19 protein-coding genes are annotated in these 22,065 nt (G+C 71.9%); 8 read left to right on the top strand and 11 right to left on the bottom strand.

All coding sequences use genetic code 11. From position 1 onward, the window contains the following. Positions 1–101: 101 nt before the first annotated feature. Positions 102–953, bottom strand: a complete 852-nt coding sequence (locus LL239_RS03655; RefSeq protein ID WP_228162090.1) for a helix-turn-helix transcriptional regulator — start codon at positions 951–953, stop codon at positions 102–104. Between the two features lie 218 nt (positions 954–1,171). Here LL239_RS03655 and LL239_RS03650 point away from each other — a divergent pair, with 218 nt between their 5' ends. Further along, positions 1,172–2,485 carry a hypothetical protein gene (locus tag LL239_RS03650; RefSeq protein ID WP_228162089.1) on the top strand — a complete coding sequence of 438 codons (1,314 nt, stop codon included), beginning with the start codon at positions 1,172–1,174 and terminating at the stop codon, positions 2,483–2,485. A 73-nt stretch (positions 2,486–2,558) separates the two neighbouring features. On the opposite strand, the gene LL239_RS03645 is transcribed toward LL239_RS03650, so the two are convergent. From LL239_RS03645 to LL239_RS03610, 8 genes are all read right to left on the bottom strand, one after another. After that, on the bottom strand, positions 2,559–3,836 hold the full coding sequence (locus LL239_RS03645; protein WP_228162088.1) for an allantoate amidohydrolase: 1,278 nt from the start codon (positions 3,834–3,836) through the stop codon (positions 2,559–2,561). Beyond that, on the bottom strand, positions 3,833–5,065 hold the full coding sequence (locus LL239_RS03640; RefSeq protein ID WP_228162087.1) for a pyridoxal-phosphate-dependent aminotransferase family protein: 1,233 nt from the start codon (positions 5,063–5,065) through the stop codon (positions 3,833–3,835). Before LL239_RS03640 ends, LL239_RS03645 begins: the two co-directional genes overlap by 4 nt. A 334-nt stretch (positions 5,066–5,399) precedes the next feature. After that, positions 5,400–7,010: an AtzH-like domain-containing protein gene (locus LL239_RS03635; RefSeq protein WP_228162086.1), complete on the bottom strand. Its 1,611-nt coding sequence runs from the start codon at positions 7,008–7,010 to the stop codon at positions 5,400–5,402. Next, the gene (locus LL239_RS03630) at positions 7,007–7,171 is read right to left on the bottom strand and encodes a hypothetical protein (RefSeq protein ID WP_228162085.1); all 165 of its coding nucleotides are present in this window, start codon (positions 7,169–7,171) and stop codon (positions 7,007–7,009) included. The genes LL239_RS03635 and LL239_RS03630 overlap by 4 nt, the downstream gene beginning before the upstream one ends. Beyond that, the gene (locus LL239_RS03625) at positions 7,168–8,439 is read right to left on the bottom strand and encodes an acetamidase/formamidase family protein (RefSeq protein WP_228162084.1); all 1,272 of its coding nucleotides are present in this window, start codon (positions 8,437–8,439) and stop codon (positions 7,168–7,170) included. The genes LL239_RS03630 and LL239_RS03625 overlap by 4 nt, the downstream gene beginning before the upstream one ends. Next, positions 8,436–9,764, bottom strand: a complete 1,329-nt coding sequence (allB, locus tag LL239_RS03620) for an allantoinase AllB (RefSeq protein ID WP_228162083.1) — start codon at positions 9,762–9,764, stop codon at positions 8,436–8,438. Before allB ends, LL239_RS03625 begins: the two co-directional genes overlap by 4 nt. Before the next feature lie 51 nt (positions 9,765–9,815). Continuing rightward, positions 9,816–10,583, bottom strand: a complete 768-nt coding sequence (locus tag LL239_RS03615; protein ID WP_228162082.1) for an aspartate/glutamate racemase family protein — start codon at positions 10,581–10,583, stop codon at positions 9,816–9,818. Further along, on the bottom strand, positions 10,580–12,337 hold the full coding sequence (locus tag LL239_RS03610; protein WP_228162081.1) for an NCS1 family nucleobase:cation symporter-1: 1,758 nt from the start codon (positions 12,335–12,337) through the stop codon (positions 10,580–10,582). The genes LL239_RS03615 and LL239_RS03610 overlap by 4 nt, the downstream gene beginning before the upstream one ends. Before the next feature lie 163 nt (positions 12,338–12,500). Between LL239_RS03610 and LL239_RS03605 the strand changes: the two genes are divergently transcribed. The 4 genes from LL239_RS03605 (at position 12,501) to hpxO (ending at position 15,415) form a co-directional block, all read left to right on the top strand. Continuing rightward, positions 12,501–13,112 carry a helix-turn-helix domain-containing protein gene (locus LL239_RS03605; protein ID WP_228162080.1) on the top strand — a complete coding sequence of 204 codons (612 nt, stop codon included), beginning with the start codon at positions 12,501–12,503 and terminating at the stop codon, positions 13,110–13,112. 264 nt (positions 13,113–13,376) lie between these two features. Further along, the gene (gene uraD, locus LL239_RS03600; protein WP_228162079.1) at positions 13,377–13,904 is read left to right on the top strand and encodes a 2-oxo-4-hydroxy-4-carboxy-5-ureidoimidazoline decarboxylase; all 528 of its coding nucleotides are present in this window, start codon (positions 13,377–13,379) and stop codon (positions 13,902–13,904) included. Beyond that, complete coding sequence (gene uraH / locus LL239_RS03595) at positions 13,901–14,221, top strand: hydroxyisourate hydrolase (protein ID WP_228162078.1); 321 nt, start codon at positions 13,901–13,903, stop codon at positions 14,219–14,221. Before uraD ends, uraH begins: the two co-directional genes overlap by 4 nt. A gap of 9 nt (positions 14,222–14,230) precedes the next feature. Next, positions 14,231–15,415 (top strand): FAD-dependent urate hydroxylase HpxO, encoded by a 1,185-nt coding sequence (hpxO, locus tag LL239_RS03590; protein WP_228162077.1) that lies wholly within the window; start codon positions 14,231–14,233, stop codon positions 15,413–15,415. A 352-nt stretch (positions 15,416–15,767) separates the two neighbouring features. Here the strand turns inward: hpxO and LL239_RS03585 are convergent, their stop codons facing one another. After that, positions 15,768–16,292: an adenine phosphoribosyltransferase gene (locus LL239_RS03585; RefSeq protein ID WP_228162076.1), complete on the bottom strand. Its 525-nt coding sequence runs from the start codon at positions 16,290–16,292 to the stop codon at positions 15,768–15,770. 216 nt (positions 16,293–16,508) lie between these two features. On the opposite strand from LL239_RS03585, the gene LL239_RS03580 reads away from it, so the two are divergent. Further along, positions 16,509–18,188 (top strand): glycoside hydrolase family 13 protein, encoded by a 1,680-nt coding sequence (locus LL239_RS03580; protein WP_228162075.1) that lies wholly within the window; start codon positions 16,509–16,511, stop codon positions 18,186–18,188. Positions 18,189–18,215: 27 nt separating this feature from the next. Further along, on the top strand, positions 18,216–19,211 hold the full coding sequence (locus LL239_RS03575; RefSeq protein WP_228162324.1) for a LacI family DNA-binding transcriptional regulator: 996 nt from the start codon (positions 18,216–18,218) through the stop codon (positions 19,209–19,211). A 216-nt stretch (positions 19,212–19,427) separates the two neighbouring features. Here the strand turns inward: LL239_RS03575 and LL239_RS03570 are convergent, their stop codons facing one another. Beyond that, positions 19,428–20,621 carry an NAD(P)/FAD-dependent oxidoreductase gene (locus tag LL239_RS03570; protein WP_228162074.1) on the bottom strand — a complete coding sequence of 398 codons (1,194 nt, stop codon included), beginning with the start codon at positions 20,619–20,621 and terminating at the stop codon, positions 19,428–19,430. A 217-nt stretch (positions 20,622–20,838) separates the two neighbouring features. Here LL239_RS03570 and LL239_RS03565 point away from each other — a divergent pair, with 217 nt between their 5' ends. Next, a complete protein-coding gene (locus LL239_RS03565; protein ID WP_228162073.1) occupies positions 20,839–22,053 on the top strand; it encodes an amidohydrolase in 1,215 nt (404 codons plus the stop codon). Positions 22,054–22,065 lie beyond the last annotated feature (12 nt).

Genomic DNA, 22,065 nt, shown 5'->3' with positions numbered 1-22,065 from the left:
GGCATCCGTGGACCGCGCCAACGCGCGCGCGGAGGCGCCGTTAGTCCTGGTTACGACCCACAACATGGATTAGCGGACGCGTTAGTCCTGGTTACCGGCCTTCAGTCGCGCGTATCCCGGTCGCGGCGCGCGTGCGACAAGGCCCGAGCGGAGCGGAAGCCGGACCGGTGGGCGATTTCGGTAACCGAAAGCCCCGTGGCCGCGAGAGCGTCGGCGAGTTCGAGACGCCGCGCCCGGAGCGCAGAGCTGGGCGTGCGTCCGTGCCGCGCGAAGACGCGGGCGAGGTACTGCCGGGAGACCTGCAGGGCGTCGGCGAGGTCTTCGACCGTGAAGTCCGCGTCTTCGGCGCGCTCGGTGAGCACGCGGGTCGCGGCGGCGAATGTCGCCTGAGCAGACCGGAACCCCGAGGCACCGGCATCCGCGCCTTCCCTCCCGGCGACGAGTGAGGCGCAGAGGCTCTCGATCGCGTGGCCGAGCGCCGATTCCGCGGCGACGGACAGACGATGATCGCCGTTGAGAATCGCGTTGACCGTGGATGCCAGTGCCCGCCACGCCGGGCTGTCGTCGGCGCCGGGGAGCGCGGCGGGGGCATCGAGGAGCCGGTGCGGCAGGACGATCTCGATACGGGCGGTTGGCTGGCTGGTGGTCACATCGCAAAAGGCGGCGGCGGGGTAGACGAGGGCGCCCCCGGCTTCGAGTCGGGCGCTGGTGCCCCTGAGCCGCATCACCGCCGAGCCCTCGGCTTGGAGCACGAGCGTCGAGCCGTCGTTGCGGTTGAGCATCGGCTCGATCGTGAGGGCGGTGTGCCACAACCGCCGGATGGTGAGGGCGGCAACCTCCGCTTCGTCGACGATGAGAATCGTCGGGCCCTCGGCGGAGGGCGCAACTGCGAAGGACCGGCCCGCGAACCAGTCGATGACCGCGGACCCTTCGGCCCGGAGGCTGCGCGCCATGGTTCTCCGATCGTCACGAGGCGTGCTCCCAGCGTCGATGCCGTCCACCCGGCCCGCCCGTAGGAGCGGGTCCGATTCACCCGGTGAATCGCGCATTCGCGCTGACGTCAGACGATTGGGCGCCCTTGTCGTCACCCTTGCCGCGGCAGACAACTCGCGTTTGGCTGCGACGCGGGGCGTCGGGATGCTGACGACACCCGAACCCGAAAGGCATCCGCATGTCTCACGACTCCGAAAATTCAGCACCTTCGTCACCTCGCACGTCCACTCCCTCCCGCCGCACGATCCTGACCGGCGCCGCGTGGTCGGTACCTGTCGTTGCTGCGGCGTCCATCGCGCCGATGGCCTCCGCCTCGGGCGTGACGGCACTCGCCTTCGACAAGACCACGTACAACGGAACCGCCTGCGGCACGATCATTGGCGCCTACGTGACGGTGACGGTGGACGGCGTCGCCGCGGCCGCCCAAAGCGTGACGACGACGCTCAGCGGCGGCTACACGTTCGCGGGCGGTGCAACCACGAACACCCAGGTCAGCGGTCCCGACGGGCGCGCGAGTCTGCCGGCGATCAACGTGCCGGCATCAGGCGGAACGGCAGCCATCAGCGCAATCGGCCCGAGCAATTCGACCGCGACCGCCTCAGCCACGGGCACCGGCCGTCTAACCGCTAAGGGATGGATTCGCAAGTCCGGAGGTTCAGTTCTGACTGGAAGCACCTGGTCGTCGATCCCTGCTACCTCCAAGAACCTCGGCGGGTGGGGTGTCTTCATCGACGGAACCAACCTCTGGTATCAGGGCACGCTCATCACCAGCAACGCAGTGGATGCCGTCGGCGGGAGCAGCAACGGGTATGACTACGTGACCTACATGGAAGGCGGTAAAGCGAAGGGATGGATTCGACAGTCCGGAGGATCCGTCCTCACCGGCAGCACCTGGTCCTCCATCCCCTCCACCGCGAAGAACCTCGGCGGATGGGGACACTTCCTCGACGGAACGAACCTCTGGTATCAGAACACGCTGATCGCGACCAACGTCAGCGATGCGGTCGCGGGCGCGAGCAACGGATACGACCACGTGACTTACAAGGTCGGTGGGGTCGCCAAAGGATGGATCCGGCAATCCGGAGGATCCGTCCTCACCGGCAGCACCTGGTCCTCCATCCCGTCCACCGCCAAAAACCTCGGCGGATGGGGACACTTCCTCGACGGAACGACCCTCTGGTACCAGAACTCCATCATCGCAACCAATGTGACGGACGCGGTCGCCGGCGCCGGGAATGGATATGACCTGGCCACATACAAGGTCGGAGGGGTCGCCAAGGGATGGATCCGGCAATCCGGAGGATCCGTCCTCACCGGCAGCACCTGGTCCTCCATCCCGTCCACCGCCAAGAATGTTGGCGGATGGGGTTTCTTCCTCGATGGGACCAACCTTTGGTACCAGAACACCTTGATCGCCTCGGGTGTGACGGATGCCATTGGTGCAGGCGAGAACGGCTACGACTTCGCGACCTATCTGAGCGGAACCTGCTAGCGAGCTCCTCGCTGTTCCTGAGTTCCGGCTTCGAGCCGGAGCACACGAGCCCATGGCCCGCCAGGAACGCTTCTCACCCCCGCTCCGCCCCCAGCCCCAGCACCGCCTCGGCGAGTGCCCGGATCCCCGCCGCGACATCGGCGGCGGAGACGGCCTCGTCGGGGTGGTGACTGATCCCGTCGGGGTTGCGGAGGAACAGCATCCCCACCCCGGTGATGGCCCCGATCGCCATCGCGTCGTGACCGGCGCGACTGAACAAGGTCGGGGCCTCACCGCCGATGCCCGCCCGCACGGCGTCCTGCAGCAGCGGCTCGCAGAACACCGCCGGCGCGGAATGAACCTCACGGGCCCGCCAGCGCAGGCCGCGGCGGCCCATGATGGCATCCAGTTCCGCCGAGATCTCCGCCCACGTGTGATCGCGGGTGTCGTCGAACTCTCCGCGGAGGTCGAGTGAGAAGTGCGCCTCGCCGGGCACGACGTTCACCGCTCCGGGGAAGGCTTCGAGCTGCCCCACCGTGCCGATGATGTGGTGCTCGGCGCGGCAGATGCGCTCCACGGCGAGGGCCGCCTCGCTCGCGCCGAGCAGCGCGTCGCGGCGCATGTCGTAGGGCGTGCCGCCGGCGTGACGGGCCTCGCCCTCGACGACCAGCTGGAAACGCCGGGCCGACGCGATCGACGACACCGCCGCCAGCGGCAGACCCGCCCGGTCCAGCTCGGGGCCCTGTTCGATGTGGGCTTCGAGGTACGCCACGAGCGACTCGGGCTTCCTCGCGGCCTCGCCCACACGACCCGGGTCGAGACCGAACTCGCGGAACGCCTCGCGCAGCGTCGTGCCATCGGCATCCTTCAGGTCCCACCAGGCGGGGTCCCACTGCCCGGCCACGGCCGACGACCCGAGCAGCGCCTTTCCGAAGCGCGTGCCCTCCTCATCCGAGAACGCGATCACCTCGAGCGCGAACGGGAACGGACTGGATGCCATGCCCTCGTCGTCCACGCGACGGACCAGCCGCACCACCTCGAGCGCCATCAGCACGCCCACGATGCCGTCGAAGCGCCCGGCATCCGGGACCGTATCGAGGTGCGACCCCATCAACAGGGCCGGGGCGTCGCGGTCTCCGGCCGCGGCGAGGCGGCCGACCTGGTTGCCGGCGGCGTCCTGCCGGGTCGTCATGCCGAGCTCGCGCATCCATTCGGCGGCGAGCCGGTTCACGCGGGCGTGCTCGGGCGAGAGGTACACGCGCTCGATCCCGCCGGTCATCGCGGTGACGCGCGCGAGCTCCTCGCAGCGGCCCATCACGCGGCGCGCCGCCGACGCGATGCGCTCGGGCGGTACCTGCAGGCGCGTCCTCATCCGGCGGCCCCGGCGTAGACGTCCTGCGCCGCATCGACGCCGCCGCCCGCGGCGACCGACGCACCGTGTCGGCGCAGCACCGCTTCGAGGGCGGCGAGCGTCGTCAGCACGGCATCCTTCCGCGCGTTGTAGCCCATCGTGCCGATGCGCCAGACACGCCCGTGCAGCGGACCGAACGACGTGCCGATCTCGATGCCGAAGTCGCTCAGCAGCTCGGCGCGCACGGCGTCGCCGACGACGCCCTCGGGGATCTCGACCGCCACGACGTTCGTCATCTTGTGCGCGACGTCGCCGAAGACGGTGAGCCCGAGTCCCTCGACGCCCGCGAGCATCGCATCGCCGTGCAGCTGGTGCCGCGCAATCACCTCGTCGCGACCCTCGAGCAGCAGCACGCGCGCGCACTCCCGCGCGCCGTAGAGCATCGTGGTCGCCTCGGTGTGGTGGTTCAGGCGCCGCGGACCCCAGTAGTCCAGGATCATCGCGAGGTCGAAGTAGTTCGAGCGGATGAAGTCGGATGCCGAGGCGTCCCCCTCCTCCCGGATCCCCGCCTCGACGCGGGCGCGCGACCGCACCACCTCGACGGCGCGGTCGGACAGGCTGATCGGCGCCGAACCCGAGGGGCCACCGAGGCACTTCTGCAGGCCCGCAGTCGCGGCATCCAGGCCCCAGGCATCCATCTCGAACGGGTTGCCACCGAGGGAGGCCGTGGCGTCGGTGTAGAACAGGGCGCCGTGGGCGCGGCAGATCTCGCCGATCTCGTCGAGCGGCTGGAGCATCGTGGTCGACGTGTCGCCCTGCACGCACGCGACGAGGTGCGGCTTCACCCGCTCGATCGCCTCGCGGATCGTCGACACGGGGAACACCTCTCCCCACGGCACCTCGATCGTGTGGACCTCGGCGAGCGCGCGCTCGGCGATCTCGGCGAGCAGGTGGCCGAAGCGGCCGAAGATCGGTATCAGGACGCGCTGCCCCGGACGCACGAGGGAGAGGATGGCCGCCTCGATGCCGGCGCGGCTCGTGCCGTCGATGAGCAGGGTCGCGTCGTTCGCGGTGCCCCAGACCTGGCGGTACAGCTCCTGCGTCTCGGCCATCGTCGCCGTCATGAACGGGTCGTACTGCCCGACGAGCGGGGCGCCCATCGCTCGCAGAACGCTCGGGTACGCCGAGATGGGGCCGGGGCCCATCAGCAGACGCGCGGGCGGGTCGATCGGGCCGGGGAGGTGGGTCATCGGGACTCCGTGGTGCGGGGGTGGGCTGCGGTGGTGCGGGGTGTTGCTGGGCCGCGGGTGGGATGGGGTGGCACAACTCCGGCAATCCGGGCGAGACGGGCGGGGGATGCCGGATGGCGTCGGCTCTGCCGGAGTCGTGCCGCGCGGGCCACAGGTCGGGGCCGCACAACTCCGGCAATCCGGGCGGGACGGGCGGGGGATGCCGGATGGCGTCGGCTCTGCAGGAGTTGTGCCGCGCGGGCCACAGGTCGGGGCCGCACAACTCCGGCAATCCGGGCGGGACGGGCGGGGGATGCCGCAACTCTGCAGTTCTGCAGGAGTCGTGCCGCGCGGGTCATCGGCCTGCCCCCACCCCGACCAGAGCCGCCAGCCGCCGAGCCAGACGCACCAGCGCGATGTCGGTGCCGGCGCGCGACACCAGGCAGACCCCGACCGGCGCACCGGCCACGGTCAGAAGCGGCACCGAGATGGCGGGAAGCCCCGCCGCGGCGGCCGGCGCGGTCATGCGCAGGGTGGCCGTGCGGACGGCATCCACGTCGGCGGTCCGCAGGGGCGCGGGGCCGGGGACGGTCGGGAAGATCAACACGGCGCCGTCGACGAGCTCGGACAGGTGCGCGGCGATCGGCTCGAGATCACGGCGGGCGGCGGCCTCGGCCGCGTCGGTGACCTGCGCTGCGATGCGGAACCGCTCCGCGACGGCCGGACCCACCGCTCCGGGGTGCGCGCGCAACCACTCGCCGTTGTTGCGCCACGCCTCGGCACCCTGCACGGTGCGGAACGCCGTGAAGGTGGCATCCAGATCTCCCGAATCCACGGCGCGGAACGGGGGCGGATCGTCGGATGCCGCGAGCGCGGCGAGCAGGCGCGAGAACGCCGCGCGGGTCTCGGGTTCGACGCAGTCGAGGATCTCCTCGGGCACGAGGAACCGCCACGGAAGCTCGTCGCCCGAGGCGCCGTACACGTTCTCGGTCGAGGCGGAGCCGTCGTAGCTGAGGCACCAGTCGGCGACGCGCTGCAGGGTGTCGCCGTCACGGGTGAGCCACCCGATCGTGTCGAACGACTGCGCGAGCGGCAGCATGCCCTGCCGCGGCACGAGGTCGTGGGTCGTGCGCAGCCCCCACAGGCCCTGGTACGACGCGGGGACGCGGATGGACCCCGCCGTGTCGGTGGCGAGGCCGATGTCGGCGTGTCCGGAGGCGACGGCGGAGGCCGGTCCGCTCGACGATCCGCCCGGCAGCGCGCCGACCACCGCACCGTTGGGCGGAGTCCCGTAGTGCACGTTGTCGCCCGCGATCGAGTAGGCGAACTCGTCGGTGCGGGCGATGCCGCGCAGCGATGCGCCGGCGCGGAGCAGATCGGCGACGGCGGGAGCCGTGGCCTTCTCGGGCCGCGCCTCCTCGAGGAACGTCGGGTTGCCGGCGCCGATGCGGAAGCCCGCGATCGCGAACAGGTCCTTCACGGCGACGGTGAGGCCTTCGAGCGGTCCCTCCCATGCGCCCTGCAGGAAGGGATCGCCGACGCTGCGCCAGATCGTGCGGTCGAGGGCGGGCGTGCGCGGGGTCACGTGGGCCGCGGTGATGAGCCAGCGACCGTCGATGCGCTGCCACACCTGCGTCTGCAGCCCCCGTCCACCGCTGCGGAACGCCGAGACCGAGACGAGGAGCGCGACGTCGTCGCCGAGCGGCCGGTAGTGCACGTCGGTGATTTCGCGCGCAGGGACGCCGCCGCGCAACGCCCGGAACCCGCTGATCGCGTCGTGCCCGACGAGCAGGCCGCCGTTGTCACCGCGCAGCGTGTCCGGGCCGGGAGCGAAGAACGCGTCGAGCGCGTCGAGGTCGTTCGCGACGATCGCGCGCTCGTACGCGTCGAACGCCGCGCGCAGGTCGACGGGGATGGGGTCGGCGTCGGGCCGGGCTGCGGTCACCGGGCTCGTGGCATCCGTCATCTCGTCCTCCTCGCCGCGCCGCTGAAGCGATCGAGTGTCCACGACACGCCGCGCACGACGGGGGCGATACGGCGTGTCTTGGACACTGGGCCGGGAGTGGGGCGTCCGGCGGCGTCGGCCGCCTCGGCTCGGGCGAGGGCAGCGGCGAGAGCGGGGGTCACGGGGCGTCTCCCTCGGGTGCGGCGGGGGCCGGGACCGCGGGGGCGGCAGCGGGGGTGGAAGCCCCGGGGTCGGGTGCGGCGGGGGCCGGGGCCGCGGGGGCGGCAGCGGGGGTGGAAGCCGCGGGGGCGGCGGGGGCCGGGGCCGTGGAGCCCGCAGTGGATGCCAGGGGGACCGGCTCCACGGCGTCCACCCCGGCGAAGTCCGCCTCGCGGATGCGGGCGTGCACGCCGGAGACGATGTCGACGACCTGCGAGATGTCGAAGTCGGTCGCGGCGCTGAGATACGCGTAGGCGAGGTGCTCGTCCATGCCCCAGCGCCCCTCGATCAGCGCCAGGGAGGCCCGGACGCAGTCCCGCATCGCGGCGTCCAGGTCGGGATCCATTCCGGTAGGCACCAGGTAGTCGGGCGTGCGGACGAGCGGTCCGGTCACGTCGCCGAACGCCGCGCGGGCGGCATCCGCCGGGATCACCTCGAACCGCAGCGTCGCCCGCAGCGATGCCTCGAGCGCGGTGAGCGCGACCTCGCCATCGCCCTGCGCGAAGTGCGGATCACCGACGTACGCCAGCGCGCCCTCGACCTGTACCGGCAGGAACAGCGTGGTCCCCTCGACGAGGAGATTGATGTCGATGTTGCCGCCGTGGGTTCCCGGCGGCACCGAGTGCGGACGTTCGTCACCCGCGACGGCGACGCCCATCGTGCCCAGGAACGGCGCGAGCGGGAAGGCCACCACGGGTTCGCCGCCCTCGACGACCGGCAGCGTGCCGTGCAGCGCGCCGTCGCGCTCGGCCACCGCGGCGAACACGCTCACGTTGTGCTCACCGCGCGGCAGCTCGCCCACGAGCGCGCCCTTGCCGTGGCGGTTCGAGATCACGCCGTACGGCACACGCGGCACGAGCGTCTCGACCGTGATCTTGAGCAGATCACCGGGGTGCGCACCGCGCACGTGCACGGGCCCCACGACGACGTGCGGACCGTCGGCGGACGGGTCCCGGGCGACGGATGCCGCGATCTCGATCGCGTCGTCGAGCACCTGCTCCGCGGGCACACCCTTCGACGCGAAGTACGCCGCGGGGTCTTTGCCCTGGTCGTCGAGGATCCCCTCGTGACTCACGGTGTCGAATGTCACACTCTCGCCCGACGCGATCTCGAGCACCGCGGCGTCCGTCGCGCACGGGAGGCGACCCCACAGGACGGTGTCCGGTGTCGCGCGGACGTAGTGGTCGCCGGGGATCGGACCCACCCCGGGCTGGAGGATCGGGACGCTCATGCCTCGACCGCCGCACGCACGAGCTCCTGTCCCGAACGGACCGTCACCGGCTCGCCACGACGGAACACCGATTCACCGCGGAGCCACGTCTCGCGCACGACGCCGGTGAGGGTCTGCCCGTGCCACGGCGAGACGGGGTTGCGGTACTCGAGGGCCGCGGCATCCACGACGAACTCCTCGTCGGGAGCGAAGGCCACGAGGTGCGCGGGGGCACCGGGCGCGATGACGCCGAGTCCGTCGAGTCCGGCGATGCGCGCGGGACCGGTGGTCAGCAGGGGCAGGAGATCTTCGAGACGGATGCCACGCCCCCGCGCCGCGGTGTGCACCGACGACAGGCCGGTCTGCAGGCCCGCGATCCCTCCCCACGCCAAGCCGAAGTCGGGGTTGGACTTCAGGTCGACGGTCGCCGGGGAGTGGTCGCTCACGACGGCGTCGATCGTCCCGTCGACGATCCCCGCCCACAGCAGGTCGCGATTGTCGGCGCCGCGGATGGGCGGGCAGCACTTGAACGCCGCGGCCCCGTCGGGGACTTCGGCGGCGTCGAGGGTGAGGTAGTGCGGGCAGGTCTCGACCGTGAGACGGATGCCTTCCGCCTTGGCCGCGCGGACGTCGTCGAGCGCCTCGCCGTCGGAGACGTGGACGATGTGCGCACGCGCACCGGTGCGGCGGGCCGCGTCGATCACCCGACGGATCGCCGCACGCTCGCTCATGGGCGGGCGGCTGGCCTCGAAGTCGCGGTAGTGCGGGCCCAGCGCACCGTCGGCGTGCAGGTGGTCGGGGTCTTCGGCGTGCACGATCAACAGCCCGTCGAACGCGGCGAGCTCGGTGAGGCACGCCTCGAGCTGGTCGGCGTCGAGGTGGCCGAACTCGTCGATGCCGCTCGGCGAGAGGAAGCACTTCACCCCCACGACACCGGCATCGGACAGCGCCCGCAGCGACCCGAGGTTTTCGGGGACGGCACCTCCCCAGTAGGCCACGTCCACGGCGAGCTTGCCGGCGGCCGCGGCGCGCTTGGCATTCAGGGCATCGGGGGTCGTGGTGACCGGGGAGCTGTTCAGGGGCATGTCGACGACGGTCGTCACTCCCCCGGCCGCGGCCGCGGCGGTGCCGGTGGCAAAGCCCTCCCACTCGGTGCGGCCCGGTTCGTCCAGGTGCACATGCGAGTCGACCAGGCCGGGCAGCAGCACGGCGTCGTCGGGCAGCACCGTGTCCGCCATGGGGTCGAAGACGGTCACGGCCGCGATGCGGCCCTCGTCGATCACCACGGTGGCGGGAATGAAGCCCCCGTCGACGAACGTGCGGCGTGCCGCGATCCTCGTGCTCATGCCGCTCACGCTAAAGGCCCCGCGTTTCACAGATGTAACCGTCATCAACATTCATGCGAACACTCTGGCTGGGGAGGAGGGATCGCCCACCGGTTCCTCCAGGCCGCCGCCGTCCCCGAGGCGCACACGCGGCGTCGCGTACTCGTCGCGCTTGCTCGTGCCGAGGCCCATGCGCACCATCCCGGATGCCATCCCCACCGCGGCCGCGACCCCGTCGACGACCGGCACGCCCACGCGGGCCGTCAGCTCGGCGCAGAGATCGGCCATGCCGGCGCAGCCCAGGACGATGACGTCGGCGCCACCTTCGGCGGCGTCGGCGGCGAACCGCTCGATGGTCGCAACCGCCGACGACCCCGCGTCCTCCAGGTCGAGCACGGGGATGCCGGTCGCCGCGAGCGACACGCACGCGCGCTCCATCCCGTACCGGCCCACGAGGTCACGGGCCCGGCCGAGCGTACGGCTCAGGGTCGTGACGACACCGAAGTGCCGCCCCGACACCGCGGCCAGGTGCATCGCGGCCTCGGCGATGCCGATCACCGGCGCCGTCACGAGCTCCCGTGCCGCATCCAGGCCCGGGTCGCCGAAGCACGCGACCACGTAGGCGTCGGCGGGGGCGGGGCCGTCACGATCGGCCGCGACCAGCTCGACCACGGACGCCGCGGCGGTGACCTCATCGACATGGCTCTCGATCGCGGCCGCCCCGTCCTCGGGGCACACCGCGACGATCTCGACGTCGGGCCCCGCCGCCTCCCGGGCGGCGTCCGCGATCTTCGCGGTCATCGCCCGGGAGGTGTTGGGGTTGATGAGCAGGATCCTCACGCGGTCGCCTCGCCCGGGCCCTCGGCGGTCGGCCGCTGGCGCGGCGAACCCGTTCCGCGCTCCGGATCAGCGGCGTCCCGAGTCGTCTGCCCGAGCACTGCGGCCGCTTCCAGCGCTGATGCTCCGGAGCCCGGCACCGAGCCCGCGCCATCCACGGGAACTCCACCCGAGACCGCGGGCGGCTCGGACGCCGCGGCGCCGTCGACGGTGCCGTCCGAGATGCCGTCGGTCTCGCCGGTGAACGTGGGGACCCGGGGATCGAGGCGCTCGAAGAGGAGGAACAGCACATAGCCGAGGCCGCAGCCGATGAACCAGCTGTAGTCGCTGATGGCCGACACGTCGAACAGGCCCAGATCCGCGAAGAGCTTCGGGAAGATCGCGATCGCCACGGTCGGAACACCCGCCGCGATGACGGCCTTCACCGCGTTGGGGTTGAAGCCGTTGCGGTACCAGTACGGGCCCGTGGCATCCATCGTGAACATCGCGTCGACCTTCACGCGCTGACGGGCGGCGATGTAGTACCCGGCGATCAGGATGCCGAAGAGCGGTCCGATGAGGGCGCCCAGGACGCCGAGCGAGTAGTGGATCGCGTCGCTGTTGGAGTACCAGTTCCACGGCATGAGGAACGTCGAGCCGACGGCGGCGATCATGCCGCCCGCGCGCCACGAGATCTTCTTCGGGGCGACGTTGGAGAAGTCGAACGCCGGGGAGATGAAGTTCGCGACGATGTTGATGCCGACCGTCGCGGTGACGAACGTGAGTCCGCCGAGGAGGATCGCGAACGGGGTGTCGATGCGCTCCACGGTGGCGATGGGGTCGGTGATCAGCTCGCCGAACACCGGCACCGTGGCCGAGGCGGTGATGACGGTGAGCAGCGAGAAGAACAGGAAGTTGATCGGCAGACCCCAGAAGTTGCCCCGCTTGACCGCTCGGAAGCTCTTGCCGTAGCGGGCGAAGTCGCCGAAGTTGAGCATCGGGCCCGAGAAGTACGACACCACCAACGCGATGGCGGCGAACATGACCGGGATCGAGGCCCAGAAGTCCAGCTGCGTCGCGGAGAGGGTGAACGAGATGTTCTGGATGCCGGCCTGCGACACCAGGTACACCGCGAGCACGATCATCACGAAGTAGACCGCGGGACCCGCCCAGTCGATGAAGCGGCGGATGACCTCCATGCCGTTCCAGAACAGCAGGAACTGCGCGGTCCACAGGATCGCGTACGAGATCCAGCCGAGCGCCGACAGGCCGGCGAACGAGACGTCGAGCAGGGCCGCCGAGCCGGGGATGAACTTCAGGAAGACGATGTTCAGCGACTCCGCCGCGAGGAAGGTCTGCACCCCGTACCAGGCGATGGCGATGAGACCTCGGATGACAGCGGGGATGTTCGCACCCCGGATGCCGAACACGACGCGGTTGATCACGGGGTAGGGGACACCGGTCTTCTGGCTGGGCTTGGCGACCATGTTGGCGAACACCTGCACGATGACGATGCCGGCGATGAGCGCGACCAGCACCTGCCAGGACTGCAGGCCCAGGGCGAACAGCGACCCGGCGGTGACGTAGCCGCCGACCGAGTGCACGTCGCTCATCCAGAAGGCGAAGATGTTGTAGGACGACCACTTCTGCTTCCGCAGCGGAGCGAGGTCCTCGTTGGCGAGGCGGTCGTCGTAATGCGGCAGCATGTTGCCGCCGCCGTGGGGATGCCCGGCCGCCTCCACGAGATCGTGGGGGCCGGTGAGCGCTGTGGTGGTCATGTCGTCGTTTCCTCTCAGGACGGGGGATGCCACGACGTGGAGTCCGCGGCCGGAGTGGTGCACTGATGTGAAGCTATGGGTTCACACTTCCCCTCCGGTTTCGTTCATGTAACAGCTGTGTGAAGTCGCCACTTCACACGCGCGCCGCTTCTAAACTCGGGGCATGACCCAGCCCGCGGCCGTCGAGGACACCGTCCCGAGCGATGCGCCCACCGGCGTCGGCGAGCGCATCCGCGAGCTGCGCACCGCGCGCGGAATGTCGGCGCGCACACTCGCGAAGACCCTCGGCATCTCCCCCAGCGCCGTGTCGCAGATCGAGCGGGGCGTCCTCCAGCCCAGTGTGTCGCGGCTCATCGCCATCACCGACGCCCTCGGCGTTCCGCTCGTGGCCGCCTTCGACCCGGCATCCGACCGCCCCGTCGAGCCGGCCGGCCCCTCGGGCTTCACGCTGCAGCGCGCGGGGCAGTCGCCCGACATCGTGCTCGACAGCGGAGTGTCCTTCCGCCGCCTGACCCCGGGCACCTCCCCCGGCGTCGACTACTTCGAGTCGATCTACCCGCCCGGCGCGTCGGCGCACGGCGCCGACGGCCTGTTCCACCACGAGGGCTACGAGGTCGGCACGGTCGTCTCGGGCGAGCTGACCATCGACTTCGAAGCCGAGCGCGTGATCCTGCGGGCGGGCGACGCCATCAGCTACCCCTGTTCGGTCCCCCACCGCCTGCACAACACCGGCACCGCCGACGCCGTGGCGCACTGGCTGATCGTGCACGGCTGACCGGGCGCGGGCCGGGTGCGGCGCGCGGGGTGCGGGGCGCGGGGCGCGGGGCGCGGGCCGCGTGCCAAACTCCGGAGATTCGGCGCCTCCCGGCCGGTAGAACCGCCGGTTTCCCGGCATTCAGCCGATTTCTCCGGAGTTCGGCCCGCGGCAGCCTCCGCGCGCGCCGGGAGGAGGCGGGCCCACCCCGAAATGTTCCCCACAGCAACATTGCGGACACATCCCGCTACAGCCCCGTAACGCGCGCCGCATAGCGTGGCGGGCATGCACCTCACCGCCTTCCACGCGGCCACGCCCGACGAAGCGGCGGAGGTCGTCCGCGTCTGGGCCGACATCCCGGGGTGGGTCGACGCCGTCGTCGCCGGCCGCCCCTACGCGGATGTCGACGCCCTCGCCGCCTACGCCGGAGACCTCGCCGCGACCTGGTCGCCCGCCGACCTCGAGCAGGCCCTGCACGCCCACCCGCGGATCGGGGCCCGGGTCTCGGGGGAGAACGCCGAGGCCGCGGCATCCCGCCGCGAACAAGCCGCGATGTCCACCGCGGCCGACGACGACGTCGCCGCGATCGCCGCGGGCAACGCCGCGTACGAGGAGCGGTTCGGTCGGGTGTTCCTCATCCGCGCGGCGGGGCGGACGCCCGGGGAGATCCGCGCCGAACTCGAGCGACGCCTCGGCAACGATCCCGACGCCGAGACCCTCGAGGCGACGCGACAGCTCGCCGAGATCGCACTGCTGCGCCTGCGGACCACCCTCGCGGACGACGCCCCCGACGAACCGGAGCCCGCCGAATGACGCACCTCACCACGCACGTCCTGGATGCCTCGACCGGCACGCCCGCGGCCGGCGTCGCCGTCACGCTGTCGCACCTGGACGGCGCCACCATCGACTCCGCCGCCACCGACGCCGACGGACGCCTCGCGCTGGGCCCGGACCGCCTCGCCGACGGCGACTACGCCCTGACGTTCGGGACCGGCGCGTACTTCCGCTCGCGCGGGGTCGCGTCGTTCCACCCGGTCGCGACCGTGGCGTTCACCGTCAGCAGCGAGGGCCACCTGCATGTGCCCCTGCTGCTGAGCCCGTTCGCCTACTCGACCTACCGCGGCAGCTGAGGAGGAGCCATGAAGGTCATCGTCATCGGAGCGGGCATCGGCGGCACCTCCGCCGCCCTGGCCCTGCAGAAGCTCGGCCACGAGGTCGTCGTCTACGACCGGATGCGCGAGAACCGGCCCGTCGGCGCCGCGCTGTCGCTGTGGTCGAACGGCGTGAAGGTCCTGAATTGGCTCGGGCTCGGTCCCCAGGTCGCGGCCCTCGGCGGCCAGATGGACGACATGGCCTACTACGACGGCCACACCGGCGAGGAGATGTGCCGGTTCAGCCTGGCATCCGTCACCTCCCAGACCGGCCAGCGGCCCTATCCCGTGGCGCGCGCCGACCTGCAGGCGCTGATGATGGATGCCGTCGGCCTCGACCGCATCCACCTCGGGATGCAGCTCGTCGAGGTCTCCGACGACGGCGACACCGTCACCGCGACCTTCGCCGACGGCTCGACCGACACCGGCGACCTGCTCATCGGCGCCGACGGGGCACGTTCGCTCGTGCGGGACTACGTCACCGAGCCCACCGGCATCCGTCCCGAACGTCGCTACTCCGGATACGTGAACTACAACGGCCTCGTCGCCGCCGACCCGCGGATCGGCCCGCCGCACCAGTGGACGACCTACGTCGGCGACGGCAAGCGCTGCGCCGTCATGCCCGTCGCCGGCGACCGGTTCTACTTCTTCGTCGACGTGCCCGGGCCCTCGGGCGTGCTCGAGGACCGCGTGGCCGCGCTCGAGGACGCATTCGGGTCGTGGGGCGCGCCGGGTGTCCGGGCGCTCCTGGATGCCATCGACCCCGACGCCTCGCTGAACCGCGTCGAGATCTGGGACATCGATCCGTTCCACACGTGGGTGCGCGGGCGCGTCGCGATCCTCGGGGATGCCGCGCACAACACCGCCCCGGACATCGGGCAGGGCGCCTGCTCGGCGCTGGAGGACAGCTTCGCGCTCGGCATCGTGTTCGCCACGACGACGCTCGGCGTCGAGGACTCGCTGAAGCGGTACGAACGCATCCGCACCGAGCGCGCCGGCGACCTCGTGCTGAGGGCCCGCAAGCGCGCGCACGAGACGCACGCCTTCGACGTCGAGGCCACTCAGGCCTGGTACGACGGCCTGCGTCGCGAGGACGGCACCGCCGTGATCCGCGGCATCGTCGGCAACATCGAGGGCAGCCCCGTGGAGCTCGGCGCGAGCGTGATGCGCTGACGCCGGGTTGCCGCGGGTGGCGGGACAGGGCCCCGGTGGCTCTGTGCCGGGCTCCGGAGAAACCGCCGCATCGCCCGACCCGCGGCCGGTAAGTCCGGCGCACAACCCGCTCTACTCCGGAGCGCGGCGCCGGGATGCGCGCCGTATCGGCGCGACGGGCGGGGGCGACGCGGTGCGGCAAAGGGCGCGGGCGGCGGGACAGGGCCCCGGTGGCTCGGTGCCGGACTCCGGAGAAACCGCCGCATCGCCCGACCCGCCGCCGGCAAATCCGGCGCACAACCCGCTCCACTCCGGAGCGCGGCACCGGGACCGGCGCGACGGGCGGGGGGCGGGGGCTCCGCCTACCCGCGACTCAGGCGTGGAAGACCGTGTGCACGTCGCCGCCGAGCAGCTCGCGGCCGCCGAGGGCGTCGATCTCGAGCAGCACCGCTGTACCGGTGACCTCGCCGCCGAGGCGGGCGACGAGCGCGCGCCCGGCCTCGAGGGTCCCGCCCGTCGCGAGCACGTCGTCGAGCAGCAGGACGCGCGTGCCGTCGGCGATGTCGTCGTGCATCTCGATCTCGGCGGTGCCGTACTCCAGCGCGTAAGAGACGGATGCCGCGGGCCGCGGCAGCTTCCCGGCCTTACGGATGGGCACGAGACCGACGCCCGCCGCGACGGCCGCGGCTCCGGCGAGGAGGAACCCACGCGCCTCGATGCCGGCGACGACGTCGAACCGGCCCGCGAAGGGCTGGAGCAGCGCGTCGATCGTGATGCGCAGGGCCGCGGCATCCGCGAGCAGGGGCGTGATGTCGCGGAACACGATCCCCGGCTCGGGGTAGTCGGGGATGCTGCCGATCAGCGATTCGGCACGGGCGAGGGCGGAGGCGTCGGGCACGGTCCCAGACTAATCGCGGCCCCGCGCCCCCGCCCTCCGCGACCGAGTGTCCAAGACACGCCGCATGTGGCGCGCGCGATGCGGCGTGTCTTGGACACTCGCCGATCCAGGGGGCGGGGCGCGGGGCGGGGCGGGGGGCGGGGCGGGGGCGCGGGCGCGGGCGGGGGCGGGGCGCGGGATCACGCTCCTGCAAGCGCTTGCAGTACCCTGGGCGGCATGACTTTCACGCAGCAGGACGCGCGCCCCGAACTCGAGTCCGCTCCCGGCTCGGAGTGGTGGCGGACGGCCGTCATCTACCAGATCTACCCGCGCTCCTTCGCCGACGCCTCGGGCGACGGCCTGGGCGATCTGCCCGGCGTCACCGCGCACCTCGACGACCTGCACGAGCTGGGGGTGGATGCCATCTGGCTCAGCCCCTTCCAGCGGTCGCCGCAGAAGGACGCGGGGTACGACGTCGCCGACTACCGCGACGTCGACCCGATCTTCGGCACGCTCGCGGACTTCGACGCGATGCTGGCGGGAGCGCACGAGCGTGGCATCCGGGTGATCGTCGACCTCGTGCCGAACCACTCCAGCGATCAGCACGTGTGGTTCCAGGAGGCGCTGAAGGCCGCGCCCGGCAGCCCCGAGCGGGCCCGGTACATCTTCCGCGACGGCAAGGGCGAGAACGGCGAGCTGCCCCCCAACAACTGGGAGTCGGTCTTCGGCGGCGGCATGTGGAAGCGCGTCACCGAGGCCGACGGCACCCCGGGCCAGTGGTACCTGCACATCTTCGACGAGTCGCAGCCCGACTTCGACTGGACCAACCCCGAGGTGCGCGCGGAGTTCCGCGACATCCTGCGGTTCTGGCTCGACCGCGGGGTCGACGGGTTCCGCGTCGACGTCGCGCACGGCCTGATCAAGGCCGAGGGCCTCCCCGACTTCACTCCCGACCCCGAGGGAGGCTCGATGGGCGGCGACTCCGCCGGCGTGCCGTACTGGGGCCAGCCGGGCGTGCACGAGGTGTGGCGCGACTGGCACGAGGTGCTCGCCGAGTACGACGGCGATCGCGCGTTGTGCGCCGAGGCGTGGCTGCCGACCGTCGCGCAGACCGCGCTGTGGGTGCGTCCCGACGAGATGCACCAGGCCTTCAACTTCCACTATCTCGAGACGACCTGGGATGCCGAGGCCCTGCGCGCCGTGATCACCGAGTCGCTCGACGCCTACGGCGCGGTCGGCGCGCCGAGCACGTGGGTGCTATCGAACCACGACGTCGTGCGCCACGCGTCACGCCTGGCACTGACGGCGGAGAACCCCCAGGGTGCGGGCATCGGCCCGAAGTCCCCCGGCCAGCCCGACCCGGTCACGGGTCTGCGCCGCGCCCGCGCCGCGACGTCGCTCATGCTCGCGCTGCCGGGCTCGTCGTACCTGTACCAGGGCGAGGAGCTGGGGCTCCCCGAGGTGATCGACCTGCCCGACGACGCACGCCAAGACCCGACGTGGTTCCGGACCAACGGCGAGCGCTACGGTCGCGACGGCTGCCGCGTCCCGATCCCCTGGAGCGCCGACGCTCCCGCCTACGGCTTCAACGACACCGGCGCCGCCTGGCTGCCGCAGCCCGCCGAGTGGGCCGAGTTCGCCCGTGACGTGCAGCGCGACGACCCGGCATCCACGCTGTCGCTCTACCGTTCGCTGCTCGCCGAGCGCCGTGCCCACGGCCTCGGCGCCGGGACGCTGGAGTGGCTCGAGGGGTTCGGCGACGATGTCGTGGCGTTCCGCAACGGTCCGATCACCGTGATCGCGAACCTCGGCGACACCGCGGTGGCGCTGCCGGCGGGCGATGTCGTCGTCGCGAGCGGTCCGCTCGACGGCGCCTCGCTCCCCACGGACACGACCGTCTGGATCGCCGCGGCCTGAGCCGTGGCATCCGGGATCCGCGAGACCGTGGTCGGCATCGACGAGGTCGCCCGCCGGGCGGGCGTGTCGACGGCCACGGTCTCGCGGGCCCTCAGCGGGCGCGGGCCCGTGTCGTCGCGCACGCGCGATCGTGTGCAGGCGGCGGCCGACGAGCTCGGGTACGTCGTGTCGGCGGCCGCGTCGGCGCTCGCGACCGGGCGCACGCGGGCGATCGGCGTCGTCGTGCCGTTCCTCGACCGCTGGTTCTTCAGCACCGTGCTCGCCGGGATCTCCGACGCGCTCGTGCGCCGCGGCTACGACATCACGCTGTACAGCGTCAGCGGCGAGCGCGCGGAACGCCGCCGCGTGTTCGACGACCACCTGCGCCGCCGCCGCATCGACGGGGTGATCACGATCGCCCTCGAGCTGGATGCCGCCGAGTCGACGCTGCTGCGAGGGCTCGGCATCCCGATCGTGGCGATCGCGGGGCCCACTCCGCTGCTCACGACCCTCACCGTCGACGACCTCGCCGTCGGGCGCCTCGCTACGCGGCATCTGCTCGACCTGGGTCACCGCCGGATCGCGCACATCGGCGCCGACGCGACGACCGATGCCGTGTCGTCGGTGCCGGCCCTACGTCGCCGCGGCTTCGCCGAGGAGATGGATGCCAGCGGCGCGGTGCCCCTCTTCGAAGCGGGGGATTTCACGATCGAGGGTGGGTCGGCCGCGGCTCGACGCCTCCTCGACGCCGGAGAGCGCCCGACCGCGATCTTCGCGGCGTCGGACGAGATGGCGATCGGCGCCGTGCTCGCCGCCCGCGAGGCCGGGCTGCGCGTCCCCGAGGACGTGTCGATCATCGGGGTCGACGGCAACGACCTGGGCCGCTGGTTCGGCCTGACCACCGTCGACCAGTTCGCGCGCGGCCAGGGCGAGCGGGCGGCCGAAGCCGTGCTCGCCGAGCTCGACGGCGCCGAGCCCGCCACGCGCCGCGGCACGCTGCCCTTCGCCCTGCTCGAGCGCGGGTCGACGGCGGCGCCGGGCTGAACGCGCGGGGCCGACCCCTGGCATCCCGTCACAACTCCTGCACTCCGCGGCCCCTACGGCCAGACGCGGCGGCAGGACGCCGTACCGCCGGAGTCCTGCGCCGGATCGCGCGCACGGGAGACGCCGGGATGACGCGCACAACTCCTGCACACCGCAGCAGGCGGGCCGCAACAGCGCCTCGGCAGCCCCGCACGGCAGGAGTTGTGCGCGGCGCCGTCAGCGGATGCGGCCCACCAGGGCGTCGCGGGTCAGGGTGTCGGCCTCGGCCAGCACGGCACGGGCGGCGTCGCGAGCGTCCTCGACGTTCCACAGCAGCACGCCGACCACGCGGTCGGCGTCGAGGTAATAGATGACGCCGCGGTCGGTGTCGATCCAGTCCTCGACGGTTTCGAGCGAGGAGTCGAGGGTGCCGACCGCCTCGTACCGGATGCCGAACACCGCCGAGTAGTAGTACGGCGTGTGCGTGTACGGCTCAGCGGCGCCCGCGAGGTTGCGGCCGACCGCACGGCCCATCTCGTTGGCGTTGTCGACGTGCTCGACGCGGCGGCGTCCGAGGATCCGGTCGGGGTAGCTCGCGATGTCGCCGGCGGCCCACACGTCGTCGGCCGAGGTGCGCAGCTGCGCGTCGACGACGATGCCATCCTCGACCCGCAGCCCCGCGGCGTCGGCGAGGTCCGTCGCGATCTCGATGCCGAGGCCGCTGACGACGGCGTCGGCGCGCACCACGTCACCGTTCTTGAGTGCGAGCCGCACGCCCGTGGCATCCGCCGTCCCGCCCACGACTTCCGAACCCGCGACGATCTCGACGCCCGCCTCGCGGAACAGCGCCTCGAAACGCTCGGCGAGCGCGGGCGGGAACACCGCGTCGCCGAGCACCGCGCCCGTGTGGATCAGCACGGTGTCGACGCCGTTCTGGACGAGTGCGGCGGCGAGCTCGGAGCCGATGTACCCGCCGCCGACCACGGCGATGCGGTCGACCTCGGTCGACAGCGCGCGCAGGCGGCGGTAGTCCGCGGCGGTGCGGAAGGTCAGCGCCCGCTCGCCGTTCGAGCGGTCCTCGATCGGGAGCGGCACCGGATGCCCGCCGGTCGCGAGGAGGAGCTTGCCGTACGAGAACGTCTCGCCCGCGGCATCCACTTCGTGCGCCTCGGGACGGATCGCGGTCGCCCGCGTGCGCAGTCGGATCTCGGCGCCGGTGTCGGCGGCGGTGCCGAGCGGCACCTTCTCCCACGGGAAGTCGTCGTCGGTCCACAGCTTCTTGCTGAGCGCCGGACGCGTGTACGGCTCGTCAACGTCATCGCTCAGGATGCCGATCGACCCGGCCGTATCGATCTCGCGGATGCCGCGGGCAGCGGTGTCGGCGACCATTCCGCCGCCGACGATGAGGTAGTCGAAGTGTGTCGTGGCCATACGACCAGCCTTGCGGCCGTGCCCGCGTCACGGGACGGGTGGACAGGCGCCGTGGCATCCGGTACCGCCCGCACCCTCGTCCGTCGAACGTCCAAGACACGCCGCACGGCGCGGGGCACATGCGGCGTGTCTTGGACAGTGGGAGGCGGGGGACCGGGCGACCGCGACACGACACGGCACGGCACACCGCGCGAGCACGGCGCCTAGGCTCGACGGCATGAGCGTCGACCTCGAAAGCCTGTACACCGACCTGCACGCGCACCCCGAGCTGTCATTCCAGGAGACGCGGACCGCGGGCGTCATCGCGCGACACCTCGCCGACCTAGGCCTCGAGGTCGAAGAGGGCGTCGGCCGCACTGGCGTCGTGACGCGGATCGACAACGGCCCCGGCCCCGTCGTGTGGCTGCGCGCCGACATGGACGGCCTCCCGGTCGAGGAGCAGACGGGCCTGGCCTACGCCAGCACCGCGCGGGGCACCGATCCGGCGGGCAACGCCGTCCCCGTGATGCACGCGTGCGGGCACGACATGCACGTCACCGCGCTCATCGGCGCGCTCCAACGCCTCGTCGCGACGACCGAGGAATGGTCGGGCACCGTCGTCGCGGTATTCCAACCCGCCGAGGAGTACGGCGCAGGATCCCAGGCGATGATCGCCGACGGCGTGCTCGATCGGTATCCGCGCCCCGACATCGTGCTGGGGCAGCACGTGACCCCACTCCCCTCCGGCACCATCGGCGTACGACCCGGAACCCAGATGGCGGCGTCGGACGGCCTCACCGTCGTTCTCCACGGCCGAGGTGGCCACGGCTCGCGCCCGCACTCCACGATCGACCCCGTGGTCATGGCCGCCGCTACCGTCATGCGTCTGCAGACCGTCGTCTCGCGCGAGGTCGACCCGCGCGACGTCGCCGTCGTGACCGTCGGCTCGATCCACGCGGGCTTGAAGAACAACATCATCCCCGCCGAGGCGAAGCTCGAACTCAGCCTTCGCTACCCCGACGACGTCGCCCGTGAGCGTGTCATGAACAAGGTCGAGCGGATCATCCGCGCCGAGGCCGAGGCCTCGGGCGCTGAGCAGACCCCGACCATCACGACCGACCACACCCTGCCCCCCACGATCAACGACCCGGATGCCACGGCCCGCCTGACCGCGGCCTTCCGTCGGACGTTCGGCGAGGCCGGCGTCGTCGACCCCGGCATGTTCACCGGGAGCGAGGACGTGTCGTGGTTCGCCCGCGAATCCGGCGCGCCGCTCGTGTTCTGGTTCTGGGGCGGCGTGGACCCGCAGACCTACGCGGATGCCGTGGCCGGCGGCACGATCGAGCGGGACATCCCGACCAACCACTCGCCGTTCTTCGCCCCGGTCATGCAGCCGACGATCGATCGCGGGGTGGAGAACCTCGTCGTCGCGGCGCGGGAGTTCCTGGACTGATCCGCTTCGCCG

Origin of the sequence: Microbacterium testaceum, assembly GCF_020781835.1 — a bacterium.
GTDB lineage: Bacteria > Actinomycetota > Actinomycetes > Actinomycetales > Microbacteriaceae > Microbacterium > Microbacterium testaceum_H.
Note: the sequence above shows the minus strand (reverse complement) of the source record. Positions and strands in the feature narration are given on the sequence as shown.